The organism is Bradyrhizobium sp. USDA 4474, from assembly GCF_054057515.1.
Map to the genome: position 1 here is coordinate 5,464,260 of NZ_JBSRZJ010000002.1, position 14,421 is coordinate 5,478,680.

Sequence of the window (14,421 nt, forward strand, 5' to 3'; positions counted from 1 at the left end):
CGAGGTGTGTGATGAGCAAGGAACTGCCGGCTCCCGTGCCGCGACTGACGGTGATCACGCTTGGTGTGCGTGACATCCGCGCCAGCATCGCCTTCTACGCCGCACTCGGTTTTTCGCGCCGGCTGAAGGTAACAGGCGAGGCCGTGGCGTTCTTCGACACCGGCGGCCCGGTGCTCGGCCTGTTTCCGTGGGCCCAGCTCGCCGATGACGCCAGACTGCCGGACCAGCCGAGGCCGACGACGTTCCGCGGCATCACGCTCGCCTGGAACTGCGCCTCGCGCGAGGAGGTCGATGCCGTGCTGGCTTTTGCGCTTCGGACGGGCGCGGTCTTGCTGAAGGCTGCGCACGAGACCGATTATGGCGGCTATTCCGGGTATTTTGCCGATCCCGATGGCCATCCCTGGGAGGTCGTCGTGGCGCCCGGCATCGAGGTCGGCGACGACAGGCGCGTGCATCTGACCGAGTAGGGCGGTTCATCTGAATAACGGGAATTGTCTGGGGTTCCCGGTTGCGCGGGCGGGCCGGCTTGCGCACGATCCCGGCCATGATTCGGGACAAGTCCAGTAAGACGCCGGCCAAAGATGCGCCGCAGAACGCGGTTGCGCAAAAGGCGGCCAAGGCGCCGCCTGCCAAAGCCAGCTTCCGCCGCGAGCGCGCGCTGATCAAGCGCGGCGTGTGGCCGATCGCGGGCTGCGACGAGGCCGGCCGCGGGCCGCTCGCCGGTCCCGTGGTGGCGGCCGCGGTGATCCTCGATCCCGACCGCATCCCGCGTGGCATCGACGATTCCAAGCGATTGACTGTGGAAGAGCGCGAAAAGCTGTTCGACAAGATCTGCGCCACCGCGCAAGTCTCGGTCGCCGTGGCTTCGCCCGCGCGCATCGACCGCGACAACATCCTGCGTGCCTCGCTCTGGGCGCTGAAGCGCGCGGTGGTTGCTCTACCAGAGGCGCCGAAGCACGTCTTCGTCGATGGCCGCGATCGGCTCGACACGCCCTGCGACTGCGAGGCCGTGATCGGCGGCGACGGCATCGTACTTTCGATTGCGGCCGCTTCCATCGTCGCCAAGGTGACGCGTGACCGGTTAATGTGCGCGCTGGCGCAGGATTGCCCCGGCTATGGCTTCGAGCAGCACAAGGGCTACGGGGTCCCCGAACATCTCGACGCGCTGAACCGCCTCGGACCGACCGTTCACCACCGCAGCTTCTTCGCCCCGGTCGCCGCCGCACGCGCCAAGCACATGCCCTGGACAGTCTTGCCCGAGCGGGAACTGTTCGATGTCACCGCGATCGAGGTGCAGGTCCAGACGACAGTTGAAATCGATGCGTCCGCGGGCCTCTAGACCAGACGGTCGTTGCCACGACGCGTGTCGCCCTTTATCAAAACAGGTGTGAGCGAATAGGGCCGGCTGGACGGGTTGGCTGCATCTTGCGGGCGTTGCATGCGGTTTACCTCCCTGGTCATCGAGCTCATTCGCGCCCGGCCGCGGCTGATCGTCTGGATTGCCGTGCTGCTTCAAGCCGCGATGTGGTTGCTGGTGGCGCTGCTGTTCTATCGCAGCCCGCCGGGCAGCCTCGCGACCCTGCTGGCCTTCGGCAGGGAATACCAGGTCGGCACCGATCTGGGGCCGCCGCTGTCAATCTGGCTCGCCGACATCGCCTACCGGGCCGCCGGGGGCCATATGTTCGGCGTCTACGTCCTGGCCGAGATCTGCCAGATCGCCACCTTCATCGCGCTCTACCACCTGGCACGCGCCGTCGTCGGCGGCCAGCAGGCGGTGCTCGTCGTTCTTCTGACCATGACGCTGCTGGTCTTTTCCTCGTCGGCGCTCGACTTCGGACCTTTGGTGCTGGCCCGGCCGTTGTGGGCGCTGTTGCTGCTGCATTCCTGGCAGATCATCGGCCAGCGCCGCGGCAATGCCTGGTTCGCCTGGTCGATCGAGGCCGGCCTGCTGCTCCTGACCACGCCGGCCGCGGTCTTCCTGCTCGGGTTGCTCGTCGTATTCGCACTCGCGACCGCCGGCGGTCGCCGGACCTTGCGCGCGCTCGATCCGCTGTTTGCGGTCATCGTCGTCGCCGTGCTGGCGCTACCCTATGCGGTCTGGCTGATGCGCGCCGAGACCCTTGTGCTGCCAGCCTTGCCGCAAGTGGCCGACATCGGCGCCCGTGCGAACCATGCCGCCTGGCTGCTTGGCGGCCTCGTGCTCGGCGCCATCGCAGTCCCGGTGCTGACCTTCCTCAACACCCCCCTGTTCGCCGGCAAGTGCGAGGACGCGCCGATCATCTACCGGCCGCCGGTCGAGCCGCTGGCCCGCCACTTCGTCTATTTCTTTGCGCTGGCGCCGGCGCTCGGCGGCGTCCTGCTCGCCGGCCTGTTCGGGCTCGATGCCGTCGTCGGCGGCGCCGGTATCGTGTTGATCATGTCGGGTCTCGCGACGGTCGTGGTATCGGGCGATCTCATCGCGATGCGCCGCGCTCGTATGCTGCGCACGGTGTGGGCGGCGGCCGTCGTGGCACCCGCTGTCGGCGTCGTACTGGCCGTGCTGTTGCTGCCCTGGAGCGGTACTGGCGAGATCGCGACCTCGATGCCGGCCCGTGCGATCTCCGACTTCTTCGACGACAGCTTTGCCCGCCGGACCAACCATCGCCTGCGCGCGGTGGCCGGCGACACGCAGCTTGCAAGCCTGATCGCGCTGCATTCCGGCCGGCCGCATCTCTTCATCGATGCTGATCCCGCGCGTACGCCGTGGATGTCACAGGCAAAGTTCAACGAGAGTGGCGGCGTCGTGGTCTGGCGCGCGTCCGACACCGCCGGCACCCCGCCGCCCGACATCCTCGCGCGCTTCCCCGGCATCGTGCCCGAAGTGCCGCGGGCTTTCGAATGGCTTGTCACCGGACGCCAGCAATTGCTGCGCATCGGCTGGGCCATTGTGCGGCCGAAGGCGACGTGAGTACGAGCGCTTGCTAGCCCGCCAGCGCCTTGGCGATTGCCCGCAGATCCTGCCAGGCGAGGCGTTTGTAGGACGGCGAGCGCAGCAGATAGGCCGGATGAAACGTCGGCAGCGCCCGGATGGTGCGTGTGCCCGTGTCGTACTCGAACCAGCGCCCGCGCGTACGCATGATGCCTTCGCGCGTCGACAGCAGCGTCTGCGTCGAGGGATTGCCGAGCGTCACCAGCACGTCGGGATTCACCAGCTCGATATGACGCCGGATGAAGGGCAGGCAGATTTGCGTCTCCTGCGGGGTCGGCGTGCGATTGCCGGGCGGCCGCCAGGGGATGACATTGGTGATGTAGGCCGTGCTGCGGTTGAGGCCGATGGCGCCGATCATCAAATCGAGCAGTTTGCCGCTGCGCCCGACGAAGGGCAGTCCCTCGATGTCCTCGTCCCGGCCCGGTGCCTCGCCGACGAACATGATGCGCGCTTGCGGATTGCCGTCGCCGAACACCAGCCGCGTCGCCGTGTGTTTGAGCGCGCAGCCCTCGAACCCCTGCATCAGTTCGCGCAGCGCCTCGAGAGTCGGCGCGCCGCGGGCAGCCTCGCGCGCAGCGGAGATCGCGACGTCGGGCGCCGGTGCGGCCTCGCCGCGCATCACCACAGGCGCGGCGACAGCTCGCGGAGGCTCGGCCGGCGCAGCGCGAGGAGCGGGCGGCGGGGCATCTAATTCCGCCAGGCGGTCGATCGGCTGCTCTGCGAGCGCGCAGTCGACACCGGCCTCCAGGTAGAAGGCAAGAAGCTCTCGGACGGTGGGTACGGGCTCGGGGATCATTGGGAAAGTCAGACTATTAGTTCATCTTAGGACGCCTTGCATCCCAGCGGAACGCATTTCCGTGGTTGTCCTACCCGGAAAAATCGGAAACAAGGGAGCGCAAATGACAAGGAACCGTCTCAAGGGCTGAGATCAGATGAGCACCGAAGAACTTCCCCCGCGCGAATCCATGGAATTCGACGTCGTCATCGTCGGCGCCGGTCCCTCGGGTCTGGCGGCCGCGATCCGGCTGAAGCAGATCAATGCCGATCTCAACGTCGTCGTCGTGGAGAAGGGCTCCGAGGTCGGTGCGCACATTCTTTCCGGCGCGGTGATCGACCCGGCCGGGCTCGACAAGCTGATCCCGGACTGGCGCGACGATGCGGATTGCCCGCTGAAGACGCAGGTCAAGGACGACCGCTTCTATTGGATGACGGGTGGCGGTGCGATCAAGCTGCCGAATTTCATGATGCCGCCGCTCATGAACAACCATCATTGCTATATCGGCTCGCTCGGCAATGTCTGCCGCTGGCTGGCGCGCAAGGCCGAGGCGCTCGGTGTCGAGATCTATCCGGGCTTTGCCGCAGCCGAAGTGCTCTATGACGAAAAGGGCGCGGTGAAGGGCATCGCCACCGGCGACATGGGCATCGGCCGCGACGGCAAGCCAAAGGACTCGTTCACCCGCGGCATGGAGCTGCTCGGCAAGTACACGCTGTTTGCCGAAGGCGCGCGCGGCAGCCTGAGCAAGCAACTGATCGCCAAGTTCGCGCTCGATGCGAAGAGCGAGCCGCCCAAGTTCGGCATTGGCCTCAAGGAGGTCTGGCAGATCGATCCCGGCAAGCATCAGAAGGGCTTGATCCAGCATTCGTTCGGCTGGCCGCTCGACCTGAAGACCGGCGGCGGTTCGTTCCTCTATCACTACGACGACAATTTGGTCGCCGTCGGCTTCGTCGTGCATCTGAACTACGACGATCCGTATCTGTCGCCGTTCGACGAGTTCCAGCGCTTCAAGACGCACCCGTCGATCCGCGGTACCTTCGAAGGCGCCAAGCGCCTCGCTTACGGCGCGCGTGCCATCACCGAAGGCGGTTATCAGTCGGTGCCGAAGCTGACCTTCCCCGGCGGCGCGCTGGTTGGCTGCGCGGCCGGCTTCGTCAACGTGCCGCGCATCAAAGGCGTGCACAATGCGATGGGCACCGGCATGTTGGCTGCCGAGCATGTCGCAGCCGCGCTCGCGGCTGATCGCGCCAACGACGAGATCATCGATTACGAGAACGCCTGGCGTTCCTCGTCGGTCGGCAGGGACCTGTTCCTGGTCCGCAACGTCAAGCCGCTCTGGTCGAAGTTCGGCACCGTGCTCGGCGTTGCGCTCGGCGGTTTCGACATGTGGTTCAACACGCTGTTCGGCACCTCGCTGTTCGGCACCCAGTCGCACGTGAAGCCCGATCGCGCCACGCTCGATCCGGCCAAACAGCATGCGCCGAAGAACTACCCGAAGCCGGATGGCAAGATCTCCTTCGACAAGCTCTCCTCGGTGTTCCTCTCCAACACCAATCACGAGGAGGACCAGCCGGTCCATCTGAAGGTGACGGACATGAACCTGCAGAAGACCTCCGAGCATGATGTGTTCGCCGGTCCGTCGAATCGCTATTGCCCGGCCGGAGTCTACGAATGGGTCGAGGACGGCGGGAGCCCGCGCTACCAGATCAACGCGCAGAACTGCGTCCATTGCAAAACCTGCGACGTGAAGGACCCCAACGGCAACATCACCTGGGTCCCTCCGGAGGGCGGCGGCGGACCGAACTACGAGGCGATGTAAGGACGCGCCCAGCGGCCAAACAGGTCCGGAGGGCGATGTAGCGCACGTTCGCGTGAGAACGGGGGCGTCACGGGGGTCCCCGGCCACGATAAGGCCATAGTGGCGGCGTCTTGGGGCTCTCTCGAGGTCACTTCAACGGTGACTTGAACGGTGACTTGGCCGATTTGGGGCGTGCGGAGGGGATCGCCCGGTCCGAATCCTTGCGGTGAAGCGCCAAAAGCGGCATTGTCCGGACCCGACGGTTCCGGGTCCCGTGTCGCCGGCCGCGTGCGCGCGAGACGGCCTTTCGCTTCAAACCCAGGCACTACCAACTCAAGGCGAGCCCTGATGTTTTCAAATCGCTTCAACCGCTGGACTGCTGCTGCCATCGCCCTTGCGGGTTCCGCGATGTTGGCGGTCCCAGGCGCGGTGCTGGCGCAGACGCCGGATCATCCGGCCGACACGGCGGCACAGTTTCCGACCCGAAACGATCTGAAGTCGCTCACCACGGCCGGCAGCTATCTCGCCGCTCGCCACGCCAGCGTCGAGCGCGACGCGGCCTCCGCCGCCGCCTTCTACCGCTCGGCACTGCGGTCCGATCCCAAGAACAACGAGCTGCTCGATCGCGCCTTCATCTCGTCGGTCGACGATGGCGACATCGAGGAAGCGGTCAAGCTCGCCGAGCGCATCCTCACCGTCGACAAGACCAATCGCGTCGCGCGCCTCGTGGTCGGCGTGCATGATTTGAAGCTGAAGAAATATCCGAGCGCGCAGAGCAACATCAACCAGTCGATTCGCGGGCCGATCACCGATCTCGTCGCGACCCTGCTGTCCGGCTGGGCCGCCTATGGCGCGGGCGATGCCAAGGGCGCAGTTGCGTCCATCGACAAGCTGACTGGTCCGGAATGGTATCCGCTGTTCAAGGACCTGCACGCGGGCATGATCCTCGAGAATGCCGGCAAGGAGAAAGAGGCAGGCGTCCGCTTCGAGCGCGCCTACAAGCTCGACGATTCCATGCTGCGCGTCAGTGAAGCTTATGCGCGCTGGCTCTCGCGCAACAAGGACGCGGCTTCCGCGACAGCTGTCTATGAGGCTTTCGACAAGAAGCTCGCCCGTCATCCGCTGATCGTTGAAGGTCTGCGCGAGACCAAGGCCGGCAAGAAGCTGCCGCCGCTGGTCGATTCCGCGCAGGCCGGTGCGGCCGAGGCGCTCTACGGCATCGGCGCCACGCTGACCCGCCGCGGCGGCGAAGATCTGGCGCTGGTCTATCTCCAGCTCGCGCTCTACCTCCAGCCGACGCATCCGCTGGCCCTGCTCTCGCTCGCCGACCTCTACGAATCGGTGAAGCGGCCGCAGATGGCGATCAAGATCTATGAGCGCGTGCCGTCGAGCTCGCCCTTGAAGCGCAATGCGCAGATCCAGCTCGCCATCGACCTGGATTCCGCTGACCGAACCGACGAGGCGATCAAGATCCTCAAGGGTGTGATATCAGAGGATTCCAAGGACCTCGAAGCCATCATGGCGCTTGGCAATCTCGAACGCGGCCGCAAGAAGTTCGCCGACTGCGGGGCGACCTATTCGCAAGGCATCGACGTGCTGCCCGCCGGCAACGACAAGGCCAACAGCGTCTGGTATTACTATCGCGGTATTTGCGAGGAGCGCTCCAAGGAATGGAGTAAGGCGGAAGCCGACATGAAGAAGGCGCTCGAGCTGCAACCCGACCAGCCGCATGTCCTGAATTATCTCGGCTATTCCTGGATCGACCAGGGGGTGAATCTCGATGAAGGCATGAAGATGATCAAGCGTGCCGTCGAGCAGCGTCCAGACGACGGCTACATCGTCGACTCTCTCGGCTGGGCCTATTACCGCATCGGCAACTACGAAGAGGCGGTGAAGAACCTCGAGCGCGCCATCGACCTGAAGCCCGAGGATCCCACCATCAACGACCATCTCGGCGATGCCTATTGGCGCGTCGGCCGCACGCTCGAGGCCAAATTCCAGTGGGCACATGCCCGCGATCTCAAGCCGGAGCCGGAGGAGCTGCCGAAGATCGAGGCCAAGATCGCCAATGGCATGACCGAGGAGACCTCGAACTCTTCGGCCGCGCAGGCGGACAAGAAGAAAGACGACGGCAAGGGCGGTTGATCGAAGTCACTGGACGGGTAACTGGGGGCGTATCGCCGATGCCGGCGTTGGTTGAAGAAGGGCGCGCGAAGGTCAATCTGAGCCTTCGCGTAGTCGGCCGTCGCGCCGACGGCTATCATGATCTCGAAAGCGTGGTTGCGTTTGCCGATTGTGCCGACCGGCTCACGCTGGATCCGGGCGGTGAGCTCCGGCTTGCGACCACGGGACCGCTCGCGGCAGCCTGCGGCGAGACAGCTGACAATCTCGTGCTCAAGGCCGCCAAGCTGCTGGCCGATGCTGTGCCGAATTTGAAGCTCGGCGCTTTCGCGCTCGACAAGGTGTTGCCGGTTGCAGCCGGCATCGGTGGCGGTTCGGCCGACGCTGCAGCGGCGCTGCGCCTGCTGGCGCGCCTCAACGATCTGCCGCTCGATGATCCCAGGCTCCAGAAGGTCGCGCTTGCGACCGGCGCCGACGTGCCGGTGTGCCTGCTGTCGCGGGCCTGCGACATGACCGGCGTCGGCGAGCAATTGCTGCCGCTGGCGCTGCCGAGCATGCCGTGCGTGATGGTCAATCCGCGCGTGCCGGTCGCGACCAAGGACGTGTTCAAGGAGTTGGGCCTGCGCAACGGCGAATTGCTGGTCGGCGCGACCGATGTGCTTGAAGCTCCGGCGTGGCCGGAGGCGGGCGGATCGATCACCGATTGGGTCGATGTTCTCGAAACCGTCGCCAATGATCTCGAAGCCCCTGCGCTGCGGATCGAACCTGTGATCGGGACGGTGCTGGAAACTTTGCGCGACTCCGCTGGCGTCAAGCTCGCGCGCATGTCCGGCTCCGGCGCGACGTGCTTTGCGATTTATGGCGTGCCCGGTGATGCACAGGCCGCCGCCGAGAGGATTCGGCGCGACCACCTCGGCTGGTGGGTGCATGCGGGGACGCTGAGCTAGGCGCCGCTTTCCTCCGAAAGCCCGAGAAACCGCCTGATCTCGCCCAGCACCTCATCCGGCTTGTCATGCTGCAGCCAGTGTCCGGCACCGGCGATGGTTGCGATGCGGGCGTGCTGGAAATACTGCTCCAGGCCCTTTGCTCCGGCGAGAAAGCTTTCGCCGGCATTGAGCAGCAGCGTCGGGCAGGCGATGCGCGACCACAGCGCGACATGGTCGTCCGGCCAGAGCCGGTGCGGTGCGGAGGCGCGCTGGTAGGGGTCGAACTTCCAGCTATAGGTGCCGTCGTCATTCTGCCGCGCGCCGTGCGTTGCGAGGTGAAGCGCGAGCTCGCGGCTGAGGCGCTTGTTGTGCAAGACCATCTGCGCCGCCGCGTCCGCGAGGGTCGCATAGCGGCGCGGTGTGCGGTCGTGCAGCCTGTCGAGCTGGCCGACCCATCTGCCGATGCGTTCATGCGCCGGCGGCTTGGGTGAATCCGGCAGCATCGTCACACCGTCGAGCACGACGAGCTTGGAGACCAGTTCGGGGAATGCCCCAGAGAAGATCAGGCTCACCATGCCGCCCATCGAGTGGCCGATGAGCGTCACCTGGGGGGCCGCGATGCTGCGGACGAGCTGGGCGAGATCGTAAACATACTCAGTCAGCGCGTAGCTGCCGCCTTTGGTCCAGTCGGAATCGCCGTGGCCGCGCAGGTCAGGTGCGATCACATGAAAATTCGGCTGCAGCGAGCGGGCAATGGCGTCCCAACTCCGGCAATGATCCCGGCCGCCATGGATCAGGATCAGCGGCGGTGCCTCCACGTTGGCCCAATCGGCATAATGCAGGCGCAGGCCGTGGGATTCGTAGAAGCGGCTTTGCGGGGTGTCAGCCATTCGCCGGTCTCCGCGCCAGCGCAAGACACAGGCCAAGGCCTGCAATGAAGACGCCGGAGCCTTGGGTGAGACGACGCATCAGAAGCGGCCGTCCGATCAATCGCGTGCGGGTCGCCGATGCCATGAGCACCAGGATGACATCGGCGAGCGTGTTCAGCGTCACCGAGATGGCGCCGAGCATGATGAATTGCAGCGTGGGACTCGCTCCCGCGGGATCCAGGAATTGCGGAATGAAGGCCAGAAAGAACGCCGCGGTTTTCGGGTTCAGCGCCTCGACGAGCATGCCGTCGCGGAACGCCCTGGTGTCGCCGACGGGCTCGCTCTCGAGCGGCAGCATTCGGCCGGCGCCGCGAAAGGTCTTGATGCCGAGCCAGACCAGATAGAGCGCGCCGACGAATTTGAGGGCGGTAAACAGCTCGGCGCTGGCCAGGATGATCGCGGAGATGCCGAGGCTGCCGGCGACGACATGAACCAGCCCGCCGAGCGCGGTCCCCGCTGTCGAGGCAAAGCCGCTCGTGCGGCCTGCCGACAAGGTTCGTGCCGTGACGTAGAAGATGCCGGGCCCGGGAATGGCGGCAATGACGAGGGCGGCGCCCAGGAATAGCCAAAAGTTCGTATCGCTCATCCTGCTGTCGTAGCAATGGCCAGCGTGATTGCAAGCCTGCCCGCTAGCCTATGCGGCGGAAGATCGCGCTGGCGTTCACCCCGCCGAAGCCGAACCCGTTCGAGATCGCATGCTGCATCGGCGTCGGTCGCGCGCTGCCGGCCACGATGTCGATGCCGTCGGCGCCAGGATCCGGGTCCTCGAAATTGAGCGTCGGCGGCGCGATCTGGTCGCGCAAGGCCAGCACGGTGAAGATCGCTTCGAGCCCACCGGCCGCGCCGAGCAGATGGCCGGTAGCCGATTTGGTCGCGCTGACGGCGATGCTGCGGTTGCGGCCGAACAGCGCACCGATGGCGCCGAGTTCGCTCTCATCGCCGGCCGGCGTCGAGGTCGCATGCGCGTTGAGGTGCTGCAAATCGGAAGGTGCGAGCTGCGCCTGGCGCAGTGCGATCTCCATGGCGCGGCGGGCGCCGTGGCCATCAGGTGGGCCCGACGTCATGTGATAGGCGTCCGCGGTGGTGCCATATCCGACGATCTCCGCGATCGGCGTGGCGCCGCGGGCAACCGCATGTTCCAGCTCCTCGATCACCAGAATGCCGGCGCCTTCGCCCATGACAAAGCCGTCGCGATCGCGATCGAACGGGCGCGAGGCGCGCGCGGGAGTGTCGTTGAACGCGCTCGACAGCGCACGTGCCGCCGCGAAGCCGCCGAGACTAACGATATCGATGCAGGCTTCTGCGCCGCCGCAGATCGCGACATCGGCCTCACCCGCGCGGATGATGCGCGCGGCATCGCCGATTGCCTGCACGCCGGCGGCACACGCCGTAACAGGCGTCCCCAGCGCGCCCCTGTAGCCGTATCTGATCGAGACATGGCCGGCCGCGAGGTTGGCGAGGAACGAGGGAATCGTGAACGGCGACAGCCGGCGCGGGCCGCGCTGCCCGGTGATGCGCACGGCCTCCGCCATGGCCGGAAACCCGCCGACGCCGGAGCCGATGATCGTCGCGGTCCGTTCCAGCGATGTCGTATCCTGCGGCGCCCATTGAGCTTGCGCGACGGCTTCTGCGGTGGCGAGCAATGCGAACAGGATGAAGCGGTCCATCTTGCGCTGATCTTTCGGCGTGGCGGCCTGCGCTGCGTCGAAGCCGCCGTCCGCATCCTCTGCCTTGTCGGGCACGAGTCCGGCAATGCGCGCCGGCAGCGCCTCCGACCATTGGGGCAGGGGACGCAGTCCGCTCTGTCCGGCAAGCAGCCGGCGCCAGGATGTCTCCACACCACAGCCGAGCGGCGACACCGCGCCCATTCCCGTGACGACGATACGACGCATGTCAGTCTCCAGCCGGCGCGACCGCCGGGTTCATGGCTTTGAGCGAGGTGAGCCGACGCCGCATCAGGCGGCTCGCGCCAGGCCCTGCGATCACCACCGCATTGGCGAGCGTGATCGGTTGCCTGCCGGCGGCGTCGACCACGATCGGATCGAGCGGCCGACGATCGTCCCGGTTCGCCAGCAGGATGGATTCGCCCTTCGGCGCGAGGTGCTTGTTGCCCCAGGCGAGCAGCGTGGCGATGACGGGGAAGAAATCCCGCGCCTTGTCCGTCAGCACATATTCGTAACGTGGCGGCCGCTCGTGATAGCGGCGGCGGACGAACATGCCTGTTTTGGTGAGATGGGCCAGGCGCCGTGACAGGATGTTCGGCGCGATCGAGAGATTGCGCTCGAACTCGTCGAACCGCGTCGAACCCTGAAACGCATCCCGCAGGATCAGGATACTCCACCACTCGCCAACCGTCTCCACGGCACGGCCGACCGGGCATTCCAGGATCGAGGGGGACTTAGGTTGCATCAGGGAAAGGTAGGGGAGTGGCTTGCAAAAAGCAAGTTACTGCAGGGCAGCGGACGGGTGTGGGTTGAAAGGGCCGCGACTATGAGGCTGTTGCTCCGGCGAGAGCCGCTGCTCCGATCAGAGCGGCGGCTGCGGTTTCAGATGCACGCTCGTGAGCGATTGTGCGCGACATACGCCGCCATTGCGAGCGCAGGAAGCAATCCAGAGTCTTTCGGGCCCTTACATCAAGCGCGGGTCGGCCTTCGGCCGGTGCTAACTCGCAATGACGCTGCTGATGCCGTCGCGCCTATCTCAACGGCGTCCTCCCGGCGAACGCCGAGACGACACGGAGTGTCTCGCCGGCAGTCGCGCCTAAGCGCGAAAGCCTAATGCGATCGTGCCAGGCAGAACGCCACCACCTGCTCCAGCGCGCTCTTCATCGGCGAGGACGGGAACAGCGCCAGCGCATCGACCGCCATGGCGCCGTAGTGCTGCGCGCGGCTGAGCGTGTCCTCGAGAGCGCGGTGCTTGTTCATCAGGCCGATGGCGTGGTCGAGATCGCTGTCGCCGATTTCGCCGCGCTCCAGCGCCTTGATCCAGAACGCGCGCTCGGTGTCATTGCCACGTCGGAAGGCGAGCACGACGGGAAGGGTGATCTTGCCCTCGCGGAAATCGTCGCCGGTGTTCTTGCCGAGTTTTGCGCTCTTGCCGCCGTAATCGAGCACGTCGTCGACGAGCTGGAAGGCGATGCCGAGATTCATGCCGACGGAGCGGCAGGCCGTCTGCTCCGCCTTCGGGCGGTTGGCAATCACGGGGCCGACTTCGCAGGCCGCGGCGAACAGCTCGGCGGTCTTGCCGCGGATCACGGCGAGATATTCGTCCTCGGTGGTTGCAGTGTTCTTGGCGGCGGCGAGCTGCATCACCTCGCCCTCGGCGATGGTGGCGGCGGCTGCGGAGAGGATGTCGAGCGCGCGCAGCGAGCCGACCTCGACCATCATGCGGAAGGCTTGTCCGAGCAGGAAGTCGCCGACCAGTACGCTGGCCTCGTTGCCCCAGAGCATGCGTGCCGAGAGCTTGCCGCGGCGCATTTCGCTCTCGTCGACGACGTCGTCGTGGAGCAGCGTGGCAGTGTGCATGAACTCGACCGAGGCAGCGAGCTTGATGTGACCGTCGCCGGTGTAGCCGGCGAGGTTGGCCATGGCGAGTGTCAGCATCGGCCGCAGCCGCTTGCCGCCCGAGGAGATCAGATGGTTGGCGACCTCCGGGATCATGGTCACATCTGACCCGGTCCGCGACAGGATCGTGGCGTTGACGCGCTCCATGTCACCGGCGACAAGGGTAACCAGCTCTTCGATCGACGCGCCGGGGGTTTCGAAAGGTACGATGACGGCCACGCCGGTCTCCAATATTTGCCCCGGAGGGGCTATTCTGATGGAAAGACAATAGAAACTGGACGGGGATGCGGCAAGGGCCTGTGGAACCATTGACATCTGCCGCTCAACCCCTTTCAGCCCAGGAGGCTCGTTTGCGTGAACTGGTTCGGACCAATGATATCGTGCTGGTGTCGGCGATCGGTGCGCTGCTCGACGGCGCCAACATCCACCATCTGGTGCTGGACCAGAACATGAGCATCATCGAGGGCTCGCTCGGCGTCCTGCCGCGGCGAATCCTGGTCCACGAGGACGACGCCAGCGAAGCCCGGCAACTCCTGACCGAGGCCGGGCTCAGCCACGAACTGCGCGGCGATGATTGACGTCGTCACAGATCTCACCGAGGACGCCTTTCTCGGCGGACAGCTGCGCCTCAAGCAGAAGCGATCCGGCCACCGCGCAGGGCACGATGCGATCCTGCTTGCGGCCGCGACGGCAGCCCGTGAGGGGGATCGGGTGGTCGATTTCGGGGCAGGCGTCGGCACCGCCGGCCTGGCGCTGGCCCGCCGCGTGGCCGGCCTCAATCTTTGCCTGGTGGAGATCGATGCGGAATTGGCAGAGCTCGCACGCGCCAATGCAGCCGCGAATGCGATTACCGCTGACGTGATCGTGCTCGACGTCACTGATGACGCGCAGCCGTTTGCGGCACATGGGCTCGTGCCTGATAGTGCCGATTGCGTGTTGATGAACCCGCCTTTCAACGATGCCATCAGGCATCGCGGTTCGCCGCATCAGGCGCGTCACACCGCGCATGTCGCAACCGAGGAGACGTTGCATGCCTGGGTGCATTCAGCGCGGCGCGTCCTCCGGTCGAACGGTGTGCTGACGCTGATCTGGCGAGCGGATGGAATCGCCGACGTTTTGGCAGCGCTGTCAGGCGGTTTTGGCAGCCTGTCGATTCTGCCGGTTCATGGCGAAGCGGCACGGCCTGCGATCCGCGTGCTGGTGCGTGCCGTCAAGGGCGGCCGCGCGCCGACGCGATTGCTGCCGGGCCTGATGCTCAATAACGAGTCACACGTGCCCAAAAAAGAGGTGAGGGATATTCTCGAGGGAAAAGCGGACTTGCCGCTGGCGGAGCCGTGACGG

Annotated in this window: 14 protein-coding genes; 8 read left to right on the top strand and 6 right to left on the bottom strand. The window is 65.8% G+C overall.

Annotated elements, in window-relative coordinates:
* Nucleotides 1-11: 11 nt before the first annotated feature.
* The 3 genes from ACVW16_RS27270 (at nt 12) to ACVW16_RS27280 (ending at nt 2,947) form a co-directional block, all read left to right on the top strand.
* Nucleotides 12-467, top strand: a complete 456-nt coding sequence (locus ACVW16_RS27270; RefSeq protein WP_456702096.1) for a VOC family protein — start codon at nt 12-14, stop codon at nt 465-467.
* Nucleotides 468-544: 77 nt separating this feature from the next.
* Complete coding sequence (locus ACVW16_RS27275; protein ID WP_456737880.1) at nt 545-1,339, top strand: ribonuclease HII; 795 nt, start codon at nt 545-547, stop codon at nt 1,337-1,339.
* Between the two features lie 99 nt (nt 1,340-1,438).
* Nucleotides 1,439-2,947, top strand: coding sequence for a glycosyltransferase family 39 protein (locus ACVW16_RS27280; RefSeq protein ID WP_456737881.1), 1,509 nt, complete (start codon nt 1,439-1,441; stop codon nt 2,945-2,947).
* A 13-nt stretch (nt 2,948-2,960) separates the two neighbouring features.
* Here the strand turns inward: ACVW16_RS27280 and ACVW16_RS27285 are convergent, their stop codons facing one another.
* Nucleotides 2,961-3,764: a uracil-DNA glycosylase gene (locus ACVW16_RS27285; RefSeq protein WP_456802527.1), complete on the bottom strand. Its 804-nt coding sequence runs from the start codon at nt 3,762-3,764 to the stop codon at nt 2,961-2,963.
* Nucleotides 3,765-3,900: 136 nt separating this feature from the next.
* Between ACVW16_RS27285 and ACVW16_RS27290 the strand changes: the two genes are divergently transcribed.
* The 3 genes from ACVW16_RS27290 (at nt 3,901) to ACVW16_RS27300 (ending at nt 8,609) form a co-directional block, all read left to right on the top strand.
* Nucleotides 3,901-5,562: an electron transfer flavoprotein-ubiquinone oxidoreductase gene (locus tag ACVW16_RS27290; protein ID WP_456702100.1), complete on the top strand. Its 1,662-nt coding sequence runs from the start codon at nt 3,901-3,903 to the stop codon at nt 5,560-5,562.
* Between the two features lie 327 nt (nt 5,563-5,889).
* Entirely contained in the window at nt 5,890-7,686 is a 1,797-nt protein-coding gene (locus ACVW16_RS27295) for a tetratricopeptide repeat protein (protein WP_456702101.1), read from the top strand.
* Nucleotides 7,687-7,724: 38 nt separating this feature from the next.
* Nucleotides 7,725-8,609: a 4-(cytidine 5'-diphospho)-2-C-methyl-D-erythritol kinase gene (locus tag ACVW16_RS27300; RefSeq protein WP_456737883.1), complete on the top strand. Its 885-nt coding sequence runs from the start codon at nt 7,725-7,727 to the stop codon at nt 8,607-8,609.
* Here the strand turns inward: ACVW16_RS27300 and ACVW16_RS27305 are convergent.
* The 5 genes from ACVW16_RS27305 to ACVW16_RS27325 all read right to left on the bottom strand — a co-directional run bounded on the left by ACVW16_RS27305 (nt 8,606) and on the right by ACVW16_RS27325 (nt 13,299).
* Entirely contained in the window at nt 8,606-9,478 is an 873-nt protein-coding gene (locus ACVW16_RS27305) for an alpha/beta fold hydrolase (RefSeq protein WP_456737884.1), read from the bottom strand. The two genes, ACVW16_RS27300 and ACVW16_RS27305, sit on opposite strands and share 4 nt — an antisense overlap.
* On the bottom strand, nt 9,471-10,103 hold the full coding sequence (locus ACVW16_RS27310; protein WP_456737885.1) for a LysE family translocator: 633 nt from the start codon (nt 10,101-10,103) through the stop codon (nt 9,471-9,473). Before ACVW16_RS27310 ends, ACVW16_RS27305 begins: the two co-directional genes overlap by 8 nt.
* A gap of 43 nt (nt 10,104-10,146) precedes the next feature.
* Nucleotides 10,147-11,409 carry a beta-ketoacyl-ACP synthase II gene (gene fabF / locus ACVW16_RS27315; protein ID WP_456702105.1) on the bottom strand — a complete coding sequence of 421 codons (1,263 nt, stop codon included), beginning with the start codon at nt 11,407-11,409 and terminating at the stop codon, nt 10,147-10,149.
* 1 nt (nt 11,410) lies between these two features.
* Complete coding sequence (locus ACVW16_RS27320; protein WP_456737886.1) at nt 11,411-11,926, bottom strand: winged helix-turn-helix transcriptional regulator; 516 nt, start codon at nt 11,924-11,926, stop codon at nt 11,411-11,413.
* A 365-nt stretch (nt 11,927-12,291) separates the two neighbouring features.
* Nucleotides 12,292-13,299, bottom strand: coding sequence for a polyprenyl synthetase family protein (locus tag ACVW16_RS27325; RefSeq protein WP_456702107.1), 1,008 nt, complete (start codon nt 13,297-13,299; stop codon nt 12,292-12,294).
* Between the two features lie 131 nt (nt 13,300-13,430).
* Between ACVW16_RS27325 and ACVW16_RS27330 the strand changes: the two genes are divergently transcribed.
* Nucleotides 13,431-13,658 (top strand): putative signal transducing protein, encoded by a 228-nt coding sequence (locus ACVW16_RS27330; RefSeq protein WP_092227450.1) that lies wholly within the window; start codon nt 13,431-13,433, stop codon nt 13,656-13,658.
* Nucleotides 13,651-14,418 carry a tRNA1(Val) (adenine(37)-N6)-methyltransferase gene (locus tag ACVW16_RS27335; RefSeq protein ID WP_456738464.1) on the top strand — a complete coding sequence of 256 codons (768 nt, stop codon included), beginning with the start codon at nt 13,651-13,653 and terminating at the stop codon, nt 14,416-14,418. Before ACVW16_RS27330 ends, ACVW16_RS27335 begins: the two co-directional genes overlap by 8 nt.
* Nucleotides 14,419-14,421 lie beyond the last annotated feature (3 nt).